The following is a 25,523-nucleotide window of genomic DNA, read 5'->3' as shown; positions in this document are numbered from 1 at the left end:
AAGTGTTTCACGTGAAACATTAAAATCAGGTATCTTATGGCTGGAAAGATTGACACAGGGCGGTTTGATTTGTAGATTTAATGTAAGTCGGTTTAAAAGGACCGGGAACTTGAGTAATTAATTGGAGGCTGTCATCATGAAAATCGCACACCACCGTTGGCCATTATGGGCTTTGTATAGCCTGGCCTTTATGGTGATCGCGGCATTTAGTTTTGGGGTGTTTGGCCTAGCCAACCGAACATTGATTTGGAATATGGATGGGATTACCCAACATTATCCTGTCATTTTGGAACTGCACCAGCTATTAGTGAAATCAGGTTTTGCGGGATTGGCAGGCTGGTCGTGGACGATGGGGCTGGGAGCAGATAAGCTCACAACGTTGGCTTATTACGTCCTTGGTGACCCCTTTGCCTATGGCTTGGCACTGTTGCCAACGCGATGGCTAGAAACCGGGTACGGTGTGTTTATCGTCCTACGACTCTATGCGACCGGGTTAGCCTTTCTAGCATTTGCCCGTCGATATAATTTTCGTCCGGGAAGTCGCTTGATGGGAGCAATTACCTACGCCTTTACGGGATATTCCCTAATGGTTGGTGTCCACCATCCATTCTTTTTATTACCCATGATTTGGCTACCGCTGTTGTTTGTAGGTATTGACCGAATCCTACGAGGCAAAGGGTGGGGATTTCTAGGGCTAATGACTGGTGTGACTATCCTTAGTAACTTTTATTTTGCTTACATATTGGGACTTGGTAGCTTAATTTATGCAGTTATTCGTTTCTTCAGTCTGCAAGGACAAGGGGCGTTGGCGGTTAAATGGCGGCCAGCTATTGGTCGCTTCATAGCGGCAGCGGTCACTGGTGTTTTCGTTTCGGGTATCTTACTGCTACCATCACTACTGATGATGCTGAAATCAACCAGGACCGTGTCTATTTTTGCAAATGGGCTGTGGCTATATCCTAATGGTTACTATTTACAGTTAGGAAATGCCATTTTAACCACTGGGAATGCGCTGAGTTATTGGGCGGTATTGGGGGTCAGCGGACTGACCTTTTTAGGCGGCGTGTATGTCCTAGTCCATTGGCGTGAGCAACGTTGGCTAGCCGGAACGTTAGTGGCAATCGTGGTCGGTTTAGGGATTCCGGCGGTCGCGGCATTCTTTAATGTGTTGTCAACGCCCTCTAATCGGTGGATTTTGTTAGCCGCAATTCCTTTTGGATTAGCGACGATGACGCTGTGGGATCATTTGACGACGTTAACGCGGACGGATCGATATTGGTTAGCTGGCAGTGCAATGGCGCTTTTAGCGATAATTTACCTGTGTAATGGTTTGACGTTTAACAATGCTAAGCGGGATTTGATTACCTATTGTTTATTGCTGGCCTTAGTTGCTGTGATTTGGGGTGGTGCGCAGCTGACGGCACGGTGGTTAGTCAGCTTGGTTTGTATCTTGGTTGGACTGAATTTAGTTAATAATGCTTGGGGATACTATGATCCTAATGCCGGCGTTCAGGCCACCCAGCAGTTACGGCGGCACGATGCCACGCGGTATATTTTGGATTACTTTGATGGTGCTGATCACGGCATCAAAAAAGCAGCCGCCTTTTCGCGGGTGAACGCGACGCGGAACTTCAACCTCTTCCGCACGGTTGGAAACAACATGACAATGAGTCATGGCTTGCGGGGGACGATGTCTTATTTTTCTGTTCAGAATGGTTACGTTGGGCAATTTAGCCGTGACTTACAAAATTCAGAATATGCCATGAATGCGCCAATAGGGCAGGCGGACAGTCGTACCTCACTGAATCAATTGCTGGGGGTTAAGCATTTATTTGCACGAGAAGATCAGGTGACCAATCATGCAGCCTTACCCTATGGGTATCATGCTCAGAAGAAAGTGTATCCAGAAAAACCGGTATACGCACTCTCTAACGGTGTGGGAACACAGATTTTAACGACCAAGCTCAATTTCCCCTTGGTGTATACGCAGCCACAGGCATTATCAGCAAACGCTTGGCGTAAGCTTGATGGTGTTGATCGGGAACGTAGTCTGACACAAGGTGCAGTGACTGATGATGCCTTTAAAGGCATTCCCCAAACGGCCTATGCGTCACCCAAACGAACGTTAGATTATACAGTTACACCGAACGCGATTCCAGTTATTGACAGTACCAATAAGGTTATTCAGTATCGTTTAAAGCAAGGGATTACAGGTCAGAAAACTGGCTTAAACGATAAGCAATTGGATAATTACGGGTCATCAATTAAGACACCAGAGCTGAAGGTTGATGAGAATGGTCTGTTGAGTAAGCAAGAGGTCAAGACTTATGGGCCCATGGTGGATTTGAATAACCAGCAGACAGCTTTAAAGAGGGTGTTGGTGCAGAATCAACAGGTTCTTGAGACGACCACGCAGGCAAATCGAAATGGTCTTCACCAGATGACGAGTGACGCTCAAGGGCAGCCAATTAGCTATACGTTAACGCTAAAGCGGCCAAAACGGGCACAGGGAACGGAACTCTATTTAGCGTTAGATGGTATTACGTCACAGAAATTGACCACTAAGCGACAACTGCAAGACCAGGATAATACCAGTATTCTGGGAGCAACACCGCGGTCTAATTTAACTAAATTAAATGCCTGGCGGGATGCTGTCAGCGCACCAGATTTAGGAGATTATTGGGTCAAGGTTCAGACACGTAATCAATCGAAAATGTTTTCTCAGTTTGGGGTGGATAATCTTTCAGATTACGAACCCAAACATCAGGTATTGTTGAACCTGGGGTACTCTAAGCAGCGTCGGGAAACGATAACCGTTACCTTTAATGCGACGCGGCAGATCAACTTTAAGTCGGCTAAATTGCTTGCAATGCCTTTTGGCAAGAGCTACGACCAGCAAGTTCACGCTGCTCAGCAACGTGGGTTAAAGCACGCCAAAGTGACCGACAATCAGGTTACTGGAGAAGTCAGCCCACAGCGAACGAGTGTGTTAACAACATCAATTCCGTATTCGGATGGTTGGCATTTGGCCGTCGATGGTCATCAGGTAAAAACACAGGTCGTCAATGATGGTTTTGTGGGCGCCCGATTGTCGGCTGGAACCCATAAGATTCGGTTGACGTATCGGACTCCTGGTCTGTTAGTAGGTGCGTTAGTCACTCTATTAGGAGGACTAATTTTAATAGCTGAAAGTAGTTGGCGATGGTTTCGTGAACGTAAAGAATCTCAATAATTACTAAGAAAAGCGCCCCTCGAATTCGAGGGGCGCTTTTCTTAGTAAGATTTGCTACACTCAATTTGTTGGCAATCGATAAAGGAGCGATGGTGATGGTAAGGTGGCTCAAGTGGCCAGTATTTGTTGAATTAACAGAAATCTACACGGCACTGTTGAATGTGATGTGGTTTGTGTTAGGGGCAGCCATTGCGCAGTACAACGTTGGTGTCGTGAACTGGGCAAACGTTGGTTTGTGCCTGCTAGTGGTTTTTATTTTTGATTTGGCGGTCAACGTGGCGGACAATTATTATGATTATCAACATGCACATGACCGGGAAGGATACGCACAGCAAACGAATCCAGTTGGTCGATTGGGTTTGCCAGAGCATGGTGTGGCGCAGCTCGCCTGGGGGTTATATTTACTGGCTGCAATTCCTGGCGTAGTTTTAGTCTTGAGAACTGGCTGGCCGGTTGCAGTATTTGGCGCAGTTGGGTATGCTATCGGTATTTTTTACACGGCTGGGCCGCGCCCGATTAATACAACGCCATTTTCTGCGGCAGTTGTGGCCTTGGCGATTGCCTTTCTAATCCAATTAACGTGTGTCTATGTGTCCATCTACGGCCAACGACCCTTATCCTGGACCATCGTTGGTGTGACATTTTTGCTGTGTCTGCCACTTACGCTGATCTTCTTTACACTGCAATTAGCTAATGATACGGCTGACCGTGATGAGGATATTGCTAATCGGCGGTATACGTTGGCTTACTATACCGGAAAAAGGGGTGCCGTTCGGTTGATCAAGGTGTTTTTAGTTGTTGGCAGTTTGTGGCCACTACTCAACGTCATTTTTGGGGTGGCCCCAGCAATTACGGGCTGGGCAGCCATTTTGCTTCCGGTGATGTGGCGCGGTATGACGCCGTTCTTTCAGCGTCAAGATAAACAACTGACGTTCATGGCAACGGTGAAGAGCGCTTCACTCTTCTTTTTAGCCTATCCGGTATTGTTTGCAATCGGAACTTGGCTTTAGGCGGGTATCCGATTATGGGGCACCACAGTTTAACCCGGGTTATAGTTAATCATTATCGCAGTTGAAAAAGTGGCTTCAGCAGTCTTGTTTGTGCTGTATAAGAAAGGGCGTCGTCAGAATTAACTGGCGACGCCCTTTCTTATAGTCATTTATTATCCGGCATTCAAGATCCACAAGAAGAGGACGAAGACGACGGCTAGGCCGTACATCATAGGTCCCACATCCTTACCGCGCTTAGCAGCAAGCATCGTTAAAGGATATGTGATGAAGCCCAAGGCAATTCCATCTGAAATACTGTAAGTCAGAGGCATGCCCAGGACAATCAGAAAGGCGGGCGCAGCGACTTCGAATTTTTCCCAATGGATGTTCTTCAGGGATTGGGCCATGAGTACCCCAACGATAATCAGAGCAGGAGCAGTAACTTGGTTCGTGACAACCGCCAACAGAGGGGAGAAGAAGGCACCAAAGATGAAGAGAATACCCGTAACGATAGCGGTGAAACCAGTTCGACCACCAACGGCGATACCAGCTGAGGATTCAACGAAGGCCCCCATTGGCGAGGTTCCCAACAGTGAGCCGACAACCATTGTGCTGGAGTCAGCCATCAAGGCTTTACCGATACGAGGAAGCTTGTTGTTCTTGACCAGACCAGCTTGTTCGGCTAACCCAACCAATGTCCCGGTAGTGTCAAAGAAAGTAACGAGTAGGAACGTTAAAACAACGACGACTAGTTGCAGGGAGTTAATACTTCCCACATGGGTTAACCCAACCATGAAAGTGGAACTGATACTAGGAATTGCTGAAACGATGTGATGGGGCATAGGAATTAATCCAGTGGCCAGACCCAAGACAGAGTTAGCAACCATCCCAATAAAGATAGCCCCAGGAACCCGGGCACTCATGAGAATCATGGTGACAATCAATCCAAAGATAGTCAGCCAGGTACTCCCGACTTGCAGAGAACCGAGCGTGACAACCGTTGATTTATCAGCAACAATCAGACCACCTTGACTCAAGCCGATAAAGGCGATGAATAATCCGATCCCGGCGCTAATGGCCATCTTTAAATCACGAGGAATTGCGTCAACGACCATTTCGCGAATCTTAAATGCGGTTAAAATCATGAAGAGAATTGAAGCCACAAAGACACCAGCTAGTGCGGTTTCCCAAGGAACCTTCATACCAATGACAACTGAATAGGCAAAGAAGGCGTTGATTCCTAAACTGGCGGAAATTGCAATGGGGTAGTTAGCTAGTAAGCCCATCAGGAAACAACCTAACGCTGAGGCGAAAGCGGTTGCCGTGAAGACGGCCCCTTGACTGATCCCGGAAGCACCTAATACTTGGGGATTTACAAACAAAATGTAGGCCATGGATACGAAAGTTGTGAGACCGGCCAACATTTCAGTCCGGAAGCTGGTTCCTAATTCATCAAAATGGAAAAAGTTCGCAATACGTTGCATAAATGAGGCTCCTTAAAATAATTTATTTATGAAAACCCGAACGTTTTAAAGGAATGTTCGGATATAAATGCTAAATCACTACTTAAAGAGCATATCATTTTTATGAATAGAATACAATCACGAATTACAATTAAATTTGTAAAATAATCGTTCGGATAAATAAAAAGAGTCAGGGCACTTGCTCTGGCTCTTAGGAATAGTCAATTAATCTGGATCGGCTAGCGATTTACCACTCGTGACAGTTCGGAAACCAGCGAAGGCTTCGTCAATCGTCCGGTATTCAGCAGTGCCCAGTGTCACATCTAAGGCGCCGGCATTGGCTTCAACTTGAGCGGCCTTTTTGGCGCCAGGGATAACGACGCCAATCAGTGGATTTTGCATGTACCAGGCCAGGACAGTCTGAGCTATCGTTGCTTGGTGAGCTTTTGCAATTGGTCGAATCTTTTCGATAGCTGCTAAAGCTTGACTGTAGCGGGGGTCCTGGAAATCGCTAATTTGGCTACGAATATCATCAGCGGGAAAACTAACGTCGTGATTGTACTTACCTGTCAGTAGTCCTGAAGCGAGTGGGAAGTAGGGGACGAAGCTGATTTGATGATCCTTCAGGTAAGGTAACAGGTCGGTTTCGTGGTCCCGATGTAAGAGACTAAATTCATCTTCAACCACGTCTAGGTAGCCATCAGCATTGGCTTCCTTAACTTGCTTTAGGCTGAAGTTAGAGACCCCAATTGCCCGGATTTTTCCTTGCTCACGTAATCGCTGTAGAGCACCAACAGCTTCTGCTTTAGGGGTTTGCTTATCAGGAAAGTGAATGTAATAGATATCAAGATAATCGGTGTTAAGCCGTTTTAGACTAGCTTCGACTTGCTCAGTTAAAAACTGAGGATCATTGTTGATGACTTGCTCGCCAGATGAAAAATCTTGGGCGCCTTTGGTCGCTAAGGTAAAACTGTGACGATCGAAGGTGTGCATTGCTTGGCCGACCAGCTCTTCCGAATGGCCTAAGCCATAAACGAAGGCCGTATCCAAGAGCTTGATGCCTTGATTCAAGCCGGCCTGGACTAGGTCGATACCATCCTCATCTTTGAGGTCAGGAAAGAGGTTATAACCACCGACCGCATTGGTACCAAGTCCCAAGGGCGTGGTTTGAACGTCAGTCTTGCCAATAGTTACCATATTATGTGTCATAGTTTACCTCCTAATAGTGATGAAACCGGATTCAATACACACCCATTATACCCAAATTGATTGGATTTCAAAATCACTTTATCCAGAAGTTCCTCAGGTGAGATGGTTTCTGGTACACTAGAAGGCAAGGAAAAAGGAGCGGATGATATGACAACTTATTTGATTGTGGGTGCAAGTTCACTGGGGCAATCCGTAGCACGACAATTGGCTCAAGCTAAGGAGTCGACCGTGCGAGTATTACATGCAGTTGATGACACGCTACCCCAGGATTTAGCGAAGCAAGTTGTTGAGTTGACGGGCGACTTAACGAAAGAAGCGACTTACCTAGCTGCGTTACAAGATAAGCCAATCATTTTTTCTGCGTTGGAAGGCATGGATGTTGATTTAGCCTTTGAGGCATTATTTGATGCGCAATATCACAATCAACTAGCATTAACGCGGTTCGTGATGTTGAGTACCGCTGGTGTGGATCAGGAAGTGAGTGGAGCCAGCCAGTATCCTGGTATTAAAGATGTCAAAGAGTATTTGAATCAGCAGCGGTACGCTGCTAAATTAGTCGATGAGGCAGAATTTCCTTACACTATTCTGCGGCCGGTAACCCTGATGGATGGGCCGGCTACGGCACCTCAGATAATTCCAGAAGGGACAGCAGTACCAGCGGGAACTGTTTCACGTGAAACAGTTGCGACGGTGGCAGTTACGATTTTACAAGCAGGTGGCTACGACTATCAATCATTAGCAATTTGCTAACGTTTCATGAAACCTAACGAAATGTTACGTCATTATATGAATTATTTGTTAAAATGGCTGTAGTGGGGTGAATGCATTGGCATTAAATATTGATGATGAGCAGTTACAAGCAATTCGTGAGCGAATGGATGAAGCTAATCAGCGTGCCCACTTTGTTATTTTTCAATCCGTTGAAAAACAAACGGGAAAGGCCCTGCGATTAATCACAGATATCGAAAGTTTTCAGTCGATTGAAGATCAACATCAGGAAGATTCTGATATGACCATCATCCAAGATATTGTTCCAATTACGGATGCATTGGCTCGTTGGGCGGTTGCCGAAAATATGGCAGCACAACAAGGTGATGATACGGCTGTTTTAGCTGATCTGGAATACTACACGAATGAAGTTTTGAAGGAAAACCATCAGGCGGTCAATCCACCTGACAGCGCCGACGATTAGGTAGTCTAACATCTGTTAGGCTACTTTTTTTATCGGGGAATTTATAAGACGTTTTGTAGGGCTGGTTACTGGACAACTGGTAAACTAAAGGTAGACACAGGGGAGTCACTTTTTGAGGAGGGATGAAGATGAAGCGAGCAAAATGGTTGTTTGCAAGCGTTGTGGTAGCGGTCGCTGTCTTAATTGTGGGGATGAATCCGACAGGGGCACAAGCCAAGGGCGCTAATCGGACCGTTACGTTCAGTCAGTTGACGAACAAGAACCCGCACCGGTTGGCTGCCATTCGGCAAGCTGCGCGGCAACAGATTTTGAAACAGAAGAAGGCTAAAGGAAGTCGGGTCAAAGCAGTTTATCAGGTGAAATTACCGAAAAACATGGCCAAGAAAGCAACATTAACACCGGCAGGGCTTCGGATGAATCTATTGGCTAATAGCTTTAAGGTTAAGCAGATTACGATTCCTTACGCACAGCTAAAAGGCAAGATCCTGAATAAATACTTACCCAAGGCTAACAGAACGCACACGGTTAAGACGAATAAAATGGTCGCATTAACTTTTGATGATGGGCCAGATCCAACGTTAACGCCGCGCCTATTGAAAACTTTGAAGAAGTATCACGTCCATGCGACGTTCTTTGAAGTGGGGCAGAGTGTTAGTCGCTATCCAAAAATTTCACGGGCAGTCTTAGCCGGTGGTAATGAACTGGGAAATCATTCTTGGAACCATCCTGATTTTGACAGCATTGGTACGTCGAAGACCTTTGATCAAATTACACGTACGAATCGCGCCATTTATCAAGCTACCGGGACCTTACCACAGTACGTCCGGCCGCCATATGGCAACATTACGGCTGCTGAGGGACGGGCCATTGAGCAGCCAATTATTCGGTGGTCAGTGGATTCTCGTGACTGGGCTTACTTGAATACTCAGAAGGATATTAATGAAATTATGCGTGACACTCGTGGTGGCGACATTGTACTGATGCATGATATTCATGCACAGTCCGTTGCGGCCGTACCAACGATTATTAAGCGTTTAAAGGCTAAGGGGTATCACCTGGTGACTGTTAGTCAGTTACTGAATAGTCAAGCGCTACCAGGGTTACAGTACTTTGGTGCCCATGATTATCGTCGCGCTGGTAAATAAAAGCAGATAAAAACGATGAGCTCTTCGGTCATAGCCGTAAGCTCATCGTTTTTTTTGAGACTAACTTAGATATTTTTGAACAAGCTGCTGATAAACATGTTGAACGTGGATGAATAGATCGAGGTCTACGGATTCGTTGAGTGCGTGAGCATCGGACCATTGACCGGCACCATAAACGATAACGGGGAATTGGTTGGCTGATTTGGTGAATTCGGAGGCATCGGTGGCGCCGTGGATGACCTGAAGTTTAATTGGTTGTGTAAATTCAGTGTCGGCAATTTGTTTCGTCAATTGAACGAGGGGAGAATCTTGCGCACTGATGATTGGTTTGAAGCTATAGTCGACGTGTAACTTCAGGTCTTCTTGTTTTTCCTGATTGAGATGGTCAACGATGGCATTTAACCGTTTAATAACAGCGGCATTATCAAATTCCGGAATTGGGCGAATGTTTCCTTGAATTTCGGCTTTGGCGGGGATGCTATTAACCTGCTCACCACCATTGAAGACGGTGACACTGTGGACCAGTGGACCGAGTTCTGGGCTGACAGGTGCGTCATCGAATGCGGTTGCCTCAGCCGTCACGTATTTAACTAAATTAGTGATAGCATTGATTCCCTTCTCTGGCATAGAGCTGTGGACGCCTAGTCCATGTGAATAAACGTGATAGTTGAGGGAGCCGTTATGGGCATAGACTAGATTACCACCAGTGGGCTCACCAATAACCATTGCGCTGAGATCATCAGCGTAGCCTTGTTCGGTTAGCATCCGCGATCCCATTGCACCGTTTTCTTCACCAACGGTACCAATGAGGCGTAGCCGGCCATTTAAGGGAACCTTTTGGTCAGCTAAGTTAATCATTGTGATAATCATTGCGGCTAGGCCGCTCTTCATATCGGCGGCACCACGGCCGTATAGTTGATTGTCGGCAATGTGTGCTGCGAATGGGTCGAATTTCCAGTCCGTTAGGTCGCCAGTTGCGACGGTGTCTAAGTGACCAGCTAGAGCGAAGACGGTCTTACTATCTGGGTTACCGATTTCAGCGACAATGTTGTCGCGTCCATCTGCGTAAGGAATAATTTTAGCAGAAATATTGTGTTTGGCTAAGAGTTGCTTGATATAGGCGGCAACTTCACCTTCGTTGCCGTTGACGGAATTAATTTGAACAAGATGCTGTAGAATCTGAATTTTTTCACTATCTTCCATAAAATACTAACCCGCTTTCTCATCGTTTTTTAATGTTAAGTCCTAGTTTATCACGGTTTGCGTTGCGTGGCTGAAATAATTTGTAAAGTCAGTGTAAAGAAAACGAACATCCGTTCGCTTTTGGTGAAAGATATGCTAAACTATAATCAATAGCAAAGTGTCCAAGGAGGTTGCTGATGAGTTTACAATTTATTTTAGGGAGTGCGGGATTGAATCACCGCGAGCCGATGGTGACCACCTTGGCTCAGCAAGTAACGACGCATCCAGAAGAGTCTTATTATTACTTGGTTCCTAACCATATCAAGTTTGAGACTGAAGTAGATGTTTTAACTGCTTTGAAACAGCGGATAGCTCCTGAGCAACGCTTATTTGCACAGACGCAAGTACAAGTGTTTTCGTTTACCCGGTTGGCTTGGTTTTTTATGAAGAACGAACCCGTTTATCAATTGCCACGGATCTCCGCAGCGGGTCTGAATATGTTGATTTATCAAATTATTCAAGAGCATGCTGATGACTTAACTATTTTTCGGGGAGAGGTCGACCGGCCGGGATTCATCAGCCAACTGACCACCCAATTATCTGAATTTAAAGTTGGTCAGGTGACGGCTGCTGATTTAATGAGCGCCATTGATCAGCTTTCAACCAAGAATGCGGATTTACAGGCTAAACTACATGATTTAATGGTAATTTACGAAGCCTTTGAAACGAAGATGCTTGGCAAATATGTTGAAAATACGGACCTGCTGAATCAATTGGCAGACTATTTAGAAACGAAAATCGATTTAAGCCACGCACATTTTTATTTAGAAGGATTCTCACAATTAAGTGCCCAAGAACGTCGGTTGGCCGCCGTTCTGATTCAGCGGTCAGCTAGTGTTACGGTAGCCTTGAACTTAAATAAGGGTTACCCACAGGCGTTACCAGATACGACAGATCTTTTTTTTCAATCTGCTAAGCTTTATCATCAGCTGTATACGGTGGCGCAGACCAATCATGTACCAGTATTGGTCGACGAACGCGCTAAAGTGTCACGGGTCTCAGCTGATTTAGGTGCTTTAGATGCGTACTGGCAGGCTAGTAATACCCTGTCACCGGCACCTGATAAACCCACGACCCAGCCAACCGATATTCAAATCGTGCAGGCAGATAATCGCTACGTTGAAGTGTCCCGAGTGGCAACTCAGATTCGTCAGTTGGTCGCAACTGGGAAGTATCGCTATCAAGACTTCTTGGTGCTCGCTCGGCATTTAGATACATATCAGACGGTGATTGATCCAGTCTTTCGTGCACAAGAAATTCCTTATTTTGATGATGCCGATGTGCAGATGGCTGATCATCCCTTTGTGGAGTTAATTAATGCTTTGTTTGATGTTCAACGGCGTAACTATCGGTATGCGGACGTGTTCCGGGTTTTAAAATCAGAACTTCTGCTACCCAAAGATGATGCAGGTGAGCCTATGTCACTAACGGATTATCGTCAGGCGCTGGCACTTACGGAAAACATGGTTTTGAAGAATGGTTATGAAGGACAACATCGATGGACACAAGAAAAAGATTGGGTCTTTCACCGTTTTACTAGTGGGGATGTGGGTGTTCAAACAACGCAGGATGACCAGGTAACGGCGCAGGTCAATCAGATTCGTCACTTTGTAAAACAGACCTTACCGCCATTTTTTGCACGATTAAAGGCAGCGAAGACCTATACGGATGCGGCGGCAATTTTGTACCAATTTTTGGATGGTGCTGGTGTAAGTCAACGTTTGATGGCTTGGCGGGATCAGGCGATTGAAGCAGGAGACTTGGTTCGGGCCGGTCAACCAGAGCAAACGTGGGCGACCTTCTGTCAGATGCTAGACGAATGTCACAGTATTATTGGTGATTTAGTTTTTAGTCAAACAGATTTTCAAACCTTACTACAAGCAGGATTTGCTGGTGCTAAGTTTAGTCAAATTCCTTCAACGTTAGACCAAGTGACCATTTCAGAAAGTGGGATTGTTCAAGCAAATAATCGCAAAATTACTTTTTTGATGGGAGCCACTGCCGATGCGATGCCTGACGACCAAGTTCCAACGACACTGTTGGCTGATAACGATCGCCAAGACTTAAGTACACAGCTGCAATCCATTGATGAGTCGAGTTATCTGCGAGATGATGCAGCTACGCAGTTAGCGGGTGAGCCATATCTTAACTATCTGGCCTTTCTGAGCGGCAGTGAGCAATTGATTTTTAGTTACCCAGTGAATAGTGATGGTGATCGGAATGGGTTGGAAATTTCCCCCTATGTAGCCCGGATTAAGGACTACTTCAACTTGCCGATTATCAAGGCGGTGGCAACACCTAGTGCTGATGAAACAGCAATTTTACCGTTTGTTGGGACACGCCGAAGTACACTACGCCATCTGGTTCAAGCGAGCCGGGATAGTCAACTACGTGAGGAGCCCTTATCCAAGCCGTGGTTGTACGTGTTACGGTTACTTCGGGCGGACCGAAACTATGGTGATCTCACGACGAAATTGCTAGGTAGCTTAAGCTATCGCAATGTGCCAACGCAATTGACGCCTGATATTGTGACCCACTTATATGGGCAGAAAATTAGTACCTCAATTTCAAAGTTGGAGGAATACTACGCCAACCCATACGCCTACTTCCTTAAATACGGGCTAAAACTACAGGAGAGAGACGTTTTTGAACTTTCACCGGCAAGTACCGGGGAATTCTTCCATGCGACCTTAGATGGGCTAATGAAGCTAGTTAAACAGCAACATTTAGACTTAGCTAGTCTGGACGCGCAACAGCTACACGAGTTGACCGATGAAGTTATCGCTCAGGTATTAGACACGTCAGAGAATCCGCAGTTTGCCATTCTCGAAAGTTCCCATCGTATGGGTTATATCCGCCAGCAGCTGATTAAGACGATGCGTCAGATGGCACGGACACTGCATGAACAGAGCACGCGAACCAAGCTACGACCACAAAGAACGGAAGTGCAGTTTGGACTGGGGGATGAACGGGGACTAAAGCCATTATCGTTTGACTTGGGTAAACGGCGTCAGGTGTCGGTCCGTGGGCGGATTGACCGGTTGGATGCGTTGGAAGTTAATGACAAAACGTTCTTGGGAATTGTAGATTATAAGAGTTCTGAGCATAAATTTAGCTATCAGGATGCTTATTATGGTCAAGCCATGCAAATGTTGACGTACCTAGATGCTGTCAAAAAGAATATGCCAGATTTACTGAATGATGATGAACAAGTGGCCGAGCTAGCGGGTGCCGTCTACTTACACTTACAAAATCCGGTTCTGAAAGCTGCTGATGTTTTAGATGAGGATCCCTTAGTAGCGTTATTAAAAGAAGAACGCTATCAGGGACTATTGTTAGACGATCCCGACCTTTTAACGAACATTGATACGTTATTTAGTGAGACAGATTACACCGGGAGTTCACTTTTATTCCAAGGATTACGACGCAAGAAAGATGGGGGCATCACGTCATATGGCAAGATGCTAGTTAACCCAGCTGAATTGGACCTCTTACTTGGTCATACCGAACGTTTGATTAAACGCGCTGCTAATCAGATTTTTGATGGGCACGTTGATTTGGCACCATTTCGAGAGCAGAATCGAACTGCCTTACAGTTTTCACCATATAAGTCGATCATGCAATTTGATCCTTTGTTAAAGGAAAATAATTACCGTGAATTGACCTCTCTGAAGAAGGACGAGGTTATTGCTCGGATCAAAGAAGAACAAGAACAGGAGGACCCAGATGAGCGCAAAATTTAATTTCACTCCCAGTCAGGACCAGGCAATTCACCAGACCGGGAACAATTTACTTGTATCAGCCTCTGCGGGTTCTGGTAAAACGCGGGTACTGGTTCAACGCGTTATTGAACGATTAAAGTCAGGCACGGGTATTGATGAAATCTTAATCGTGACGTTTACTAAAGCCGCAGCTGCAGAAATGCGGGATCGTATTCAGACGGCATTACGGCAAGAGTTGGCTGCTAATCAAGGGAATGCTGAACAACAGCAATTCTATTTACGTCAGTTAAATCAATTGCCAGTAGCAGATATTAGTACGTTGGATGCATTCTGTTTGCGAATCCTGCAGCATTATTACTACGTAATTGATCAAGACCCCGTGTTTCGGTTATTAGCGGATGAAACTGAGAACGCGCTAATGCGGGACGAAGTTTGGTCGGACCTACGTGAACAGTTATATGCGGATGACGAGACCGGACTATTTGCACGTTTAACGGAGAACTTTTCTGGAGATCGTAGTGATGATGGATTGGCAGAACTGGTTCAACAAACCTATACGTTTGCCAATGCGACTCCCCATCCCGAAGACTGGCTGGCTAATTTAGCCACGCCGTATCAGCTGGATAGTGAGCAACTGACGGGGACCACCTTTTACCGTGAACATTTGCAGCCCCTGTTCATGGAACAGTTGAAACAGATTCAGGCAGATTTGACGAGTGCCTATCAGCTAGCTGATCAAGCTGGCTTAACCAAGCAAGCGGAACATTTAACAACTGTTTTAGGCAGCATGCAAGAAGTAATCGAGTTAGCCAGTGATGGGAGTTGGAATGCGTTGCGAGCAGCCATTCAGAACTTCCCATGGGGGCGTATTCCTAGTATTCGCAAGGCAAATGAGGATTATCCCGTTTACAACGAACTTAAGACGACCTATTATGATCCAGCCAAAAAGCAATTAGAGACGCTGAAGAAGACGTATTTGATTCAGGATGAAGCGCAAGCTATGTCGACTATTGCGGCAGCCGGAGAACTCGTTACTGAACTTGGCAAAGTCGTCACAGACTTCCGGCAAGCCTATCGTCAAGAGAAACAACGACGCCACGTTTTAGATTTTGCGGATATTGAGCATGCAGCCTTGGAAATTCTGACGCAAGATACCGCGCAATCACACCAGGTAGCGCAACAATTACAAGACCAATATGCTGAAATCATGGTGGATGAGTATCAAGATACCAACAGCCTGCAAGAGGCTATTTTAACGGCGATTGCTCAACCGGCACCGACTGGTAATCTTTTTATGGTGGGTGACGTTAAGCAGTCAATTTATCGATTTCGACAAGCAGATCCCACTTTATTCATGGGCAAGACGGATTGCTATCAAGCGGACAGTCAAGCTGGTGAGTTGATTGTCTTGGCTGAAAACTTTCGTTCGATGAAAAACGTGGATGATTTTACCAACTTGATTTTCAAGCAATTGATGGACCGAGAGCTGGGAGAAATTGCTTATACAGGGTCGGCGCAGTTGAAATTTGGGGCAACGTACTATCCCGAGAAAGTTGAAAGTACTGCGGAACTGCTAGTTTACCTGACTGAGGGGAATAATGATTCTCAAAGTAATGATGGAGAAGCCATGGATGCTACTTTCCAGGTGGATAATAAGCATCAGGGTGAAGTGTTACTCGTTGGTAAACAGATTCAGCAATTAATTGCCGATAAGACACCTATTTACGATCGTGATGCCAAGCAGGTACGACCGATAACGTATAAGGATATTACGTTGTTGACGCCAACGCGGACCAACAACTTGATTATTACCGATGAACTGCGACGGTTGGGTATTCCAGTAGTTGTTAACGACGCACAGAACTACTTTAAGACAACGGAAATTCAAATTATGATGGCACTACTCCGGGTAATTGATAATCCGTATCAGGATATTCCTTTGGCTGCCGTTTTGCGGTCACCAATCGTGGGCTTGAATGAAAATGAACTGGCATTGCTACGAATCAATCAGCGAACGGGAGATTATTTCCAAGCTGTTCAGCATTTCCAACGGACTTTTGCGGCGGGTAGCGCCAGTGATTTCCAGCAGACGGTTTATGATAAAGTCAGTCATTTCTTAGAGCAGTTGCAAACCTTCCGTGACATTGCTCAGCAAAATGAATTGGTGACGTTGATTTGGCGAATTTATCAGGAGACTGGGTTCTTAGACTACGTTGGTGGGATGCCTGCAGGGGAACAACGACAAGCCAACTTGCACGCTTTGTATGAACGGGCCCAGAGTTATGAGAAGAGTAGTTTCAAGAGCCTTTTTCAATTTGTACGGTTTGTAGAAAAGTTACAAGAACGAGATGCGGATCTGGCTGGGGCGCCAGTTCAGTCAGCAGAAGATGCTGTGTCAGTGATGACGATTCATGGGAGTAAAGGGCTTGAGTTTCCCGTGGTGTTTATCATGGATGCTTCTCGCCAGTTTAATCGGCAAGACCAGCAGGGAAATTATGTGATGGGTGGGAAGTCGGGAATTGGTATCGACTATTTGAACCCTGAAAGTCGGATCAAGGCTCCCAGCCTGCAAAAATTAGTCACGGCACAAGCCATTTCACGGGCTAGCCTGGCTGAGGAAATGCGGAAACTTTACGTGGCGTTGACCCGGGCTGAATCACGGATTTATATTGTTGGTTCCCATAAGAGCGAAGCCGAGGCCATTTCAGCTTGGGAACAGGCTTATCAAAGTCCAGATCTGGTGTTAAACGCTACCTTGCGTGAAAAGAACACCTTAGCTAACTATTTGGACTGGATCGGTATGTGTTTAGTGCGTGATCCACAATTCGATGAGACCTTACGTCAGGGTTCAACGACTTTCGGTGGTTTAGCTGGTGATCCAGCTAAGTTCAAGGTGCACTTTGCCACGGCCGCCGATGTTGAGCCGGCACAGCAGGTTAACGAAGCGGCAGTTGATTGGTTGACGCAGACCGCTAAGTCGGCCGAGACTGTTTCTGATACAGTTGATAGTGCGCAAGTTAAGCATATTATGGATTTTCAGTATCCGCATCAGACGGCTACAGTAACAACAGCGTATCAATCAGTTTCTGAAGCTAAGCGGCTGTTTGAAGATCCTGATAACGCGTCAATTGGCGAATATCAGCCTGGTACGCACGGTCAAGCGGGAAATCGATTTGTTACACATGATTTTGCGCGACCGGAATTTCTACAGACTGTGCGAGAGCCGTTGGCAACTGAAATTGGGACGGCAACCCACTTAGTGTTACAGCAGATATCCGTGTCAACGGAACCAACGAATGATAGCATTCAGTCAGTTATTGATGGATTGGTTACAGATGGTATCTTGACCAGCGAAGTGGCTGAACGGATACAAATTACTGCAATTTTACAATTTTTCCAAAGTAACCTGGGCCAACAGATTTTAGCTAACCCAGAGGATTTGCAGCGTGAGGTGCCATTCTCATTATTGATGCCAGCTCAGAGCCTTTTTAAGGATTTTCAGGAAGCTGATTCCCAAGTGTTAGTCCATGGGATTGTGGATGGTTACTTAAGGACGTCAGAGGGGATTATTCTGTTTGACTACAAGACCGATCATGTTAATTCGCGTAATTTAGCGCAGAGTGAGGCTAAATTGATTGAACGGTATGGTGGCCAGGTTAATCTGTACGCCGAGGCGTTACAACAAATGACGCAGCAGCCAATTATTGCCCAGTATTTGTATTTGCTTACTGCTGGGCAGTTGGTTGCGGTGCCTAAGCAAGAGATTCAAAAGTAATGATGATACAAAAATGAGGTTATACCGTTTAGAACGATACAACCTCATTTTTTATTGGTGAATTAATAATAGCGATGTCAGAACGAACAGCTGAACGACAATCACACCAAGTAGACCAGTGAATCCTTGATAATACTGATGGTTACGATGCCAGAGATAACCCAGAATAACTGCTAAAGCCACTAGGCCCGCGGTGAATAAAATGATTAATTTTAGTTTTACGTCAAAATCACTGGTCAACATGATTTTCGCTCCTTTTATGGTTGTGTAGTGGCTCCATTATAGCAGAGATTAAGGGTCGGTCAGAGACTAGCGTTCAATAATGAGGGCAATTCCCATTCCACCGCCAACGCACATGCTGGCTAGTCCACGTTTGCTGTCACTGTGGAGTAGTTCGTACAGTAAAGTAACGGCAATTCGTGTTCCTGAAGCACCCAGCGGGTGGCCTAAGGCAATTGAACCACCATTGACGTTTAGCCTTTCGGCCGGGAGGTGTAGGTCCCGAGCAATGGCGACGGATTGCGAGGCAAAGGCTTCGTTGATTTCAAAACGACCAATATCAGCTAGCGTTAAATTGGCTTGTGTCAGGACCTGCTGAATAGCGGTGACGGGCGCATACCCCATGATGGCTGGGTCAATACCAACTTCTTGATAACCCGCTAACGTTGCCAAATAGGGGATGCCGGCAGCGTCCGCAGCAGATTTACGCATTAAGATCATGGCAGCTGCCCCATCATTGAGCCCTGCTGAGTTTCCAGCAGTCACCGTGCCATTAGGCTTGAATGAGGGTTTGAGAGCGGCAAGTTGTTCCAGAGAAGTATCGGTACGTACGGCTTCATCGGTGGTGATGAGTTTATCGCCCACGGGAACCGGTGTAATTTCATCCGTAAATTGGCCGTTAAGTTGGGCCCGGGTAGCCTTTTTCTGAGAATCTAAGGAAAAGGCATCTTGTTCGGCTCGACTGACGTGATATTTTTCTGCAACATTTTCGGCGGTGATACCCATGGGAACGTCGTTGAAGGCGTCCATCAGACCATCCTTAGCCAGACTATCTGTTAGGGTTACATCACCATATTTACTGCCCCAACGGGTCCGAGGGTTTAAGTATGGGGCGTGACTCATACTCTCAGTTCCACCTACTAAGACAGCGTCTGCGTCACCCATCAGGATAGCGCTTTGGCCCAAACGGATGGCTTTAAGACTTGAGCCACAGACCTGATTAATGGTCATGGCGGTACTAGTGACTGGTAAACCAGCGTTCAATTCTATCTGACGGGCGACATTTTGTCCTTGCCCAGCCTGCAATACTGTTCCAAAAATGGTTTGCTGAATCATGGCGGGTGCGAGGCCGCTACGTTCAATGGCGGCCTTCGCAGCGATGGTCCCCAACTGAACGGCGGATATTCCGTTAAAAATCCGGCCAAATTTGCCGATTGGGGTCCGGGCCGCACTAACAATTACTACTTTATCTGCCATGCTAATTGGTTACTCCTTTACGAAATGGTTTCCGAAACTCTAATATAACGAACTTTACCGGATTTGTCTTGAATTTGGTAAGGAGTTCACGAGGGATTTGCTTTTTCTTAATTATTTTTCCTATAATAGAGGGGTGGGCTTCAAGATAGGGGAATAGAAGTTATGAAACGAACAGAGTCAACTGCCAAATCACTGACGCCAGCAGAATTTTTGACGCCAGAACGATTGGCGCAATTGTCAGCTAACCAGCAAAAGTTTGCGGCTAACATTTTGCAGGATGTTTTGCACGCTCGAGAGACCGTCAATATGGCGGGGGATACTTGGACGGCACAACAGGTTGCAGCAACATTGGCAGCCTTGCCAACGTTGGTTGATCAACCGCACCTTTACTTTGTAGCGGTGGTTCCCGTCCTCACGGCTTATTTTAAGGCGCAACAACTTCCTAATTTAAAGGAATTAGAAGTGGCCTTAAAGAACGCTCGGCCTGTGTTGGTCGAGAAACACGCCGAAGCGGCTGATGAACAAGCTGCCTATGAAGATGTGGTTGCATTGGTTGAACAGTGGGTTCAGGACATGGTGGAACAGGCTGATGTTGCCAATTTAAAGGCTGACGACCTGCAACACTTTGTGACGATCGTTCATACGACGGCTGAATTGATGATTACGGGGAAGCACTTAGAACCTCAGGACTGGGACGTCAAGACGCTCAGTGAAATCATGTTTGGGCCATTTACGCATTTACTAGATGAACAGGACCGAGTGCCAGAGCTGTTCAATCTGGTGCCATTTGCTTTGACGACCTTATTTAGTTACTTAATGACGCAAAAAAAGTTACCACAAGGTCAGCCGTTGCTGGATTGGGTTAGTGGGCACCACGATGCATTAGTCACGATGTATGATCCTAAGCTGGAGAGTTTCTTTGAAGAACTGACTACGGCGATGCAACGTGAGGGTATCGATGCGAATGATCACACGAAAGTGGACGCATTTACGCAGGATTACTTGCGCCGTCACCCCACCGCTAGTCAGGAACTATTTGCGACGGATCGGCACTTAACCCACAAGAAACATATTAAACAAATCAAATATAGTCAAAAACGGCGGCGTAAGCGTCGACGGTAAACAAAAAAAGAGTTTGGAAATTCCAAACTCTTTTTTTCTGGTCTTATTTTTCGTCTGCCAAGTCGTCGATAACCTCGTGGGCAACGACGGGATCGGAGGCGTACGGGGTGTCGACCCCATTGATTTTTTGATAAGCGTCTTGTCCCTTACCAGCTAAAACGACGAGATCGTTATTAGTGGCAGTAGCAATGGCGTGCTGAATGGCTTCTTCACGCTGGGCAATGATGGTCACGTTCACCTTATTGTGGTCAATGTGACTATCGATTTCTTTAGCAATGGCGATGGGATCTTCGTGACCCGGATCGTCAGTGGTTAAGAAGGCAACGTCCGCGTAGTCATTAAGGGCTTGGGCAAATCCTTCACGTCGATCCTCACCCTTATCACCCGTACTACCAAGCACGGTGATAATCTGATGGTCAGGAAATTGGGTGTGTAGGAAACTCAGAAGGGCGTTCATACTACCCCAGTCATGGGCGTAGTCAATGTAGACCGTTCCGTGGTGCTGCGTCTTGATGAATTCCATCCGACCGGGAATGGTCGTGTGGGCCAAGCCGTTTTGCATATCAGCGACGTGAGCACCGGCTAAGTAACTAGCCAAAATAGCGGCCGTAGCATTGCTCTGGTTAAAGTCACCAGGCACTGAAACGTTGAACGTCGTTGCTAAATCAGTTAGCCGTTCATCATTGGCCGTTAGTCCAAATTCACTGTCCGTCAAAGTAGCCTCACTACTTGTGATGGACAGACTAGCCTGTTCTTGATTGAAACCATAAGTGAAGATGTGGTTCGGTTCAGTCGAGACCTTCGCTGCGGCGTAGACTTCATCAAAATGATCCATATCTGCGTCAATGATGCAGTTACGCGAGTTAAGCATGAGCTGCATTTTACAGAAGAGGTAGTTAGCGAAGTTAGGATGCTCATTGACCCCAATGTGATCAGGAGAAATATTGAGGAAAATCCCAACATCAAATTTTAACCCGTACACGCGGTCCAGTAGGTAAGCTTGTGACGCAACTTCCATGACCAGCACCTTTTGTCCGTTATCAACAGCCTGCCGCATCTCGTGGAAGAGGTCAAAAGATTCGGCCGTCGTAAGGTGAGCGCGAAACTGATCTTCTGGCCGTGGACCAAGAATGTGGTTGATGGTTGAGAACATGGCCACCTGTTGGGGGAAGGTGTGGTTAAGAATATTCTTAGTAAAGTAGGTTGAGGTCGTTTTCCCTTTGGTACCGGTATACCCAATGACAAACAGGTCATTCTGCGGAAACCCGAAGTATAGCTGAGCCGCGAGCGATAACGCTTTACGAACGTCACTAACTAGAATCGCGGGAACGTCAACGTGGTAGTCTTTTTCAGCCAAGTAGGCGCTGGCACCATTTTGAATGGCGGCGTGCAGATAATCCACTGAAAAATTGAAGCCCTTGCAGACGAAGAGGCCGTTGGCGCTGGCCTTGCGGGAATCGTAGGTTAACGATGCAAAGTCGACGTCGTCTGATTTAAGCGTGGTACTGCGAAATAAGTTATGTTCCTGCAGTAACGCGATCAGCTGGTTTGCTCTCATTCAATTGCCTCTTTTCGTGGTTAGTCGTTAGGCCGCATGGTTGGGAAGAGCATGACGTCGCGGATGGAGGTTGAATCAGTTAACAACATCGTCATCCGGTCGATCCCAATGCCCAAACCACCAGTAGGTGGCATACCATATTCCATGGCTTCGACGTAATCGTTATCGATACCGTGGGCTTCTTCGTTACCGGCTGCCCGTTCTGCATCTTGAGCTTCGAACCGTTGACGTTGATCGACGGGGTCGTTTAATTCAGTAAAGGCGTTACCGTATTCACTACCATCGATGTAAAGTTCGAACCGGTCGGTGAATCGTGCATCCTTAGGGTTCTTCTTAGCTAATGGTGAGATTTCAACGGGGTGACCATAGATGAAGGTTGGGTTGACCAGGTTGTCTTGAACCTTTTCTTCGAAGAAGGCGTTGATGATGTGACCAACCTTCCAGTATGGTTCACAATGAATGCCATTTTCTTCGGCAATTTTGTGGGCATCTTCATCAGACATTGGTTGCCAGAAGTCGATACCAGTGGCGTCCTTAACGGCGTCAACCATATGAACGCGCTTGAAATCACTGTCGAGGTCGATATCTTTACCTTGGTAACTGATTTGACCAGAGCCGTTAACCTTGTTAGCCACGAACCGGAAGATGTTTTCTGTTAAGTCCATGACATCGGTGTAATCAGCGTAGGCAGTATAGACTTCAACCATGTTAAATTCAGGGTTATGACGGACGTCAGTCCCTTCGTTCCGGAAGTCTTTGCCTAATTCGTAAACTTTTTCCATACCACCAACGATTAAACGCTTGAGGTAAAGTTCAGTGGCAATCCGGAGGTACAATGGAATGTCAAATGCGTTGGAGTGGGTCACGAATGGCCGGGCTTCAGCACCACCAGCTTCAGTTTGAAGGACTGGCGTGTCGACTTCTAAGTAACCTTCGCTGTCCAAGTATTCACGGATAGCGCGCTTGATTTGAGTGACTTTAACAAACCGGTCAAAGCTGTCACGGTTTGAAATTAAGTCAAGGTACCGTTGACGGTAGATAGTTTCAGGATTAGTCAGACCATGATACTTATCTGGTAATGGCCGTAAAGCCTTTGATAAGAATTCAAAGTCAGTGAAACGGAGCGTGAGAGCACCAGTGTTTGTCTTGATGACGTAACCCTTGGCACCGATAAAGTCCCCTAAGTCTAGGGTCTTGTAAAGGCTGTACTTGTCTTCACCAAGTTCGTCTTGTCGTGCATAACCTTGGATGACACCAGTTCTGTCGAGCAAGTCGATGAAGCCGGCCTTACCACTACCACGCTTACCGGTAATCCGACCCGCAACAGCAACATAATGTTTGTCTTCCATCAACTCTTCTTTATCATACTTGTCGTACTTTTCAACGAGCGACTTACTGTCGTCAGTTCTATCGAAGCGGTGACCGAAAGGCGCGATGCCCTGTTCTTGTAGATTATTCATTTTATCCCGACGAACCTGCATTTGATCATTTAGATTGGCCGGTGTGGCATTATTATTCTTGCTGTTACCCATGTTGTGTCCTCCTATAAAGTATTGATTCGAAAGTTCTATGAATCCAGACCTCCCTTAAATTTAGTTGATTTTTGTTGAATAAGCAAGTCCCAACGGCGCGTTAGGTCCATGAAGGCGCTTTCTTTTTGCGGTATTTAGTAGCTTTCTGACTGGCAGGCCTTTTGGGGGACTTAGTAAACATGATAGACTGAATTTAAAGAAGCTGATATCTATAGAAAGAAATCGAAAGAAGGGGAAAAGTAACGTGGCAAAAGTGATGCGAAAAATGTGGCCATTACTGGTTTTAGGATTTTTGGTAAACACGGCGTATAGCGTGATGTGGCCACTGACAACAATCTATTTACATGGAGACTTACACCTGAATTTGGTTCAAAGTGGTCTGATACTGGCGGCGTACTCTGGCTGTAACGTATTAGGGGGATACATAGGTGGCGTCTTAACGGATCGCTACTCAGCACGGTTTGTTGGACTAGCCATGTTAGCGGTTTTATTGATTGATGCGGGAGTCGGCTTTATTTGGAATGGTCTCATTGCCTATCCAATCGTCTTAGTCATCTTTGGCTTGCTAACGGGCGGAATGTTGACTCTAATTACGGCGATTACGGCGCAGCTGGGAACTGATGGCCGTTTGTTCAACTTGCTCTATATTTTCATTAATGTTGGGTTAGTGGTGGGTACTGCTAGTATCGGGTTGTTGTTTCGCCATAGCTTACGTCCAATTTTTGCCCTGCTCATTGGTTGCTATGGGTTAGCCCTGATTCTGTGGGCGAAGTGTGCGGGAAAATTTGAACAGCGGTCCTTATCGTTTGATGTAAAAAATGATCAAACAGCCGTCCGTCAACCGCGGATAAAGCAGCAATTAACGAAAGTCGGATTAGGCGTTCTTTTATTAACCTTGATCTTTATGTGGGTGACCTACGCACAGTGGATGAGTAATGTGTCGGTATTTATTCAAAATGAAGGACTTAGTATCAAACTGTATAGTTACCTGTGGGTTTACAACGGTATCTTACTGATCGTCATTCAAACGCTAATGGCCCGCGTGAACCATCCGCGGGTAGTGCCTTGGCAGATTTTGATGGGGCTGGTGGCAATTGGTGGATCGTTTCTTCTATTAAGTGGTGCATCTAGTGTAGTTGTCTTATTTGGCGCAATGACCCTACTGACTTTTGGAGAAGCTGTCTATGTTCCTGGTGTCCCAGCGTTAATTAATGCACATACGGTCGGTAATGAAGGCTTGTACCAGGGGTTGGTGAACGCCTTTTCCTCTTTGGGTAAAGCGTTAGGGCCGGTTCTTGGTGGTGTTGTCATTAGCTACTCTACGTCCTTTTCGTTGCTATTTTCCCTGTGTGCCGTGGTTGATGGTGTGATTGCCATTTGTTTTTTGGTGGGAATTTGGCCGATTATCAGTCGACGTGAAGGCTGAGTAAAAATCGAGACGAACCATTATTGGGAGACGGTACGGGGAACACCCGGTTTATCCGTCTCTTTTTAACAGCTTTCAGAGATAGTATTCGCCTTTGAAAATAATTTTCATTTTCTACGTATTTTAGTTGACGGTGGGACCTGTGGTTGGTATAGTTATATACGTTGTCACGGCGATTCATCAGCTAGACCAATTTGAAAGAGTGAAATTAGTTGTTGACAGTTGTGTTGATAAAATGATATATTATTCTAGCTGTCTCATTGAGACGGCGGTCAGTGAGGAACGTTGTTAAATCAAACTTCCTGTTGACATCATATTGATTGAATGATATGATTATTAAGTTATCTGCGAGAGCGGATAACTGGTAGACCTTTGAAAACTGAACATTGTTTCGACAAACCAAATATGTGTAGGGCGGTTTGATACTTGGTATCAAACCC

The 25,523-nt window shown here is 46.1% G+C and carries 16 protein-coding genes; 9 read left to right on the top strand and 7 right to left on the bottom strand.

The window, feature by feature from the left end:
- The first annotated feature begins 136 nt into the window (after positions 1–136).
- Together EKM75_RS06820 and EKM75_RS06815 are read left to right on the top strand one after the other, a co-directional pair.
- Complete coding sequence (locus tag EKM75_RS06820; RefSeq protein WP_125693178.1) at positions 137–3,232, top strand: YfhO family protein; 3,096 nt, start codon at positions 137–139, stop codon at positions 3,230–3,232.
- 95 nt (positions 3,233–3,327) lie between these two features.
- Positions 3,328–4,242, top strand: coding sequence for a prenyltransferase (locus EKM75_RS06815; RefSeq protein WP_125693176.1), 915 nt, complete (start codon positions 3,328–3,330; stop codon positions 4,240–4,242).
- A 152-nt stretch (positions 4,243–4,394) separates the two neighbouring features.
- Here EKM75_RS06815 and EKM75_RS06810 read toward each other — a convergent pair whose 3' ends face one another.
- Both EKM75_RS06810 and EKM75_RS06805 read right to left on the bottom strand, forming a co-directional pair.
- Positions 4,395–5,705: an NCS2 family permease gene (locus tag EKM75_RS06810; protein WP_125693174.1), complete on the bottom strand. Its 1,311-nt coding sequence runs from the start codon at positions 5,703–5,705 to the stop codon at positions 4,395–4,397.
- Between the two features lie 204 nt (positions 5,706–5,909).
- Positions 5,910–6,893 carry an aldo/keto reductase gene (locus EKM75_RS06805; RefSeq protein WP_125693172.1) on the bottom strand — a complete coding sequence of 328 codons (984 nt, stop codon included), beginning with the start codon at positions 6,891–6,893 and terminating at the stop codon, positions 5,910–5,912.
- Between the two features lie 147 nt (positions 6,894–7,040).
- Between EKM75_RS06805 and EKM75_RS06800 the strand changes: the two genes are divergently transcribed.
- The 3 genes from EKM75_RS06800 (at position 7,041) to EKM75_RS06790 (ending at position 9,230) form a co-directional block, all read left to right on the top strand.
- Positions 7,041–7,643, top strand: coding sequence for an NAD(P)-binding oxidoreductase (locus EKM75_RS06800; protein WP_125693170.1), 603 nt, complete (start codon positions 7,041–7,043; stop codon positions 7,641–7,643).
- A 67-nt stretch (positions 7,644–7,710) separates the two neighbouring features.
- Positions 7,711–8,085 carry a hypothetical protein gene (locus EKM75_RS06795; protein WP_225426673.1) on the top strand — a complete coding sequence of 125 codons (375 nt, stop codon included), beginning with the start codon at positions 7,711–7,713 and terminating at the stop codon, positions 8,083–8,085.
- A gap of 128 nt (positions 8,086–8,213) precedes the next feature.
- On the top strand, positions 8,214–9,230 hold the full coding sequence (locus tag EKM75_RS06790) for a polysaccharide deacetylase family protein (RefSeq protein WP_125693166.1): 1,017 nt from the start codon (positions 8,214–8,216) through the stop codon (positions 9,228–9,230).
- A 60-nt stretch (positions 9,231–9,290) separates the two neighbouring features.
- On the opposite strand, the gene EKM75_RS06785 is transcribed toward EKM75_RS06790, so the two are convergent.
- Complete coding sequence (locus EKM75_RS06785; protein ID WP_125693164.1) at positions 9,291–10,433, bottom strand: ArgE/DapE family deacylase; 1,143 nt, start codon at positions 10,431–10,433, stop codon at positions 9,291–9,293.
- 176 nt (positions 10,434–10,609) lie between these two features.
- Between EKM75_RS06785 and EKM75_RS06780 the strand changes: the two genes are divergently transcribed.
- Complete coding sequence (locus tag EKM75_RS06780) at positions 10,610–14,215, top strand: PD-(D/E)XK nuclease family protein (protein ID WP_125693162.1); 3,606 nt, start codon at positions 10,610–10,612, stop codon at positions 14,213–14,215.
- Positions 14,199–17,969, top strand: a complete 3,771-nt coding sequence (gene addA / locus EKM75_RS06775) for a helicase-exonuclease AddAB subunit AddA (RefSeq protein WP_125693160.1) — start codon at positions 14,199–14,201, stop codon at positions 17,967–17,969. Before EKM75_RS06780 ends, addA begins: the two co-directional genes overlap by 17 nt.
- A gap of 51 nt (positions 17,970–18,020) precedes the next feature.
- Here addA and EKM75_RS06770 read toward each other — a convergent pair whose 3' ends face one another.
- Together EKM75_RS06770 and EKM75_RS06765 are read right to left on the bottom strand one after the other, a co-directional pair.
- Positions 18,021–18,212 (bottom strand): hypothetical protein, encoded by a 192-nt coding sequence (locus EKM75_RS06770; RefSeq protein WP_125693158.1) that lies wholly within the window; start codon positions 18,210–18,212, stop codon positions 18,021–18,023.
- Positions 18,213–18,278: 66 nt separating this feature from the next.
- Positions 18,279–19,445 carry a thiolase family protein gene (locus tag EKM75_RS06765; RefSeq protein WP_125693156.1) on the bottom strand — a complete coding sequence of 389 codons (1,167 nt, stop codon included), beginning with the start codon at positions 19,443–19,445 and terminating at the stop codon, positions 18,279–18,281.
- A gap of 162 nt (positions 19,446–19,607) precedes the next feature.
- Here EKM75_RS06765 and EKM75_RS06760 point away from each other — a divergent pair, with 162 nt between their 5' ends.
- Positions 19,608–20,567 (top strand): hypothetical protein, encoded by a 960-nt coding sequence (locus EKM75_RS06760; RefSeq protein ID WP_125693154.1) that lies wholly within the window; start codon positions 19,608–19,610, stop codon positions 20,565–20,567.
- Positions 20,568–20,610: 43 nt separating this feature from the next.
- Here EKM75_RS06760 and EKM75_RS06755 read toward each other — a convergent pair whose 3' ends face one another.
- Positions 20,611–22,125: a UDP-N-acetylmuramoyl-L-alanyl-D-glutamate--2,6-diaminopimelate ligase gene (locus tag EKM75_RS06755; protein ID WP_125693152.1), complete on the bottom strand. Its 1,515-nt coding sequence runs from the start codon at positions 22,123–22,125 to the stop codon at positions 20,611–20,613.
- A gap of 20 nt (positions 22,126–22,145) precedes the next feature.
- The gene (gene lysS, locus EKM75_RS06750) at positions 22,146–23,657 is read right to left on the bottom strand and encodes a lysine--tRNA ligase (protein ID WP_125693150.1); all 1,512 of its coding nucleotides are present in this window, start codon (positions 23,655–23,657) and stop codon (positions 22,146–22,148) included.
- Positions 23,658–23,901: 244 nt separating this feature from the next.
- Between lysS and EKM75_RS06745 the strand changes: the two genes are divergently transcribed.
- Complete coding sequence (locus EKM75_RS06745) at positions 23,902–25,083, top strand: MFS transporter (protein WP_125693148.1); 1,182 nt, start codon at positions 23,902–23,904, stop codon at positions 25,081–25,083.
- Positions 25,084–25,523 lie beyond the last annotated feature (440 nt).

Source organism: Levilactobacillus tongjiangensis, from assembly GCF_003946345.1.
GTDB lineage: Bacteria > Bacillota > Bacilli > Lactobacillales > Lactobacillaceae > Levilactobacillus > Levilactobacillus tongjiangensis.
This window is presented reverse-complemented; position numbering and strand designations above follow the sequence as displayed.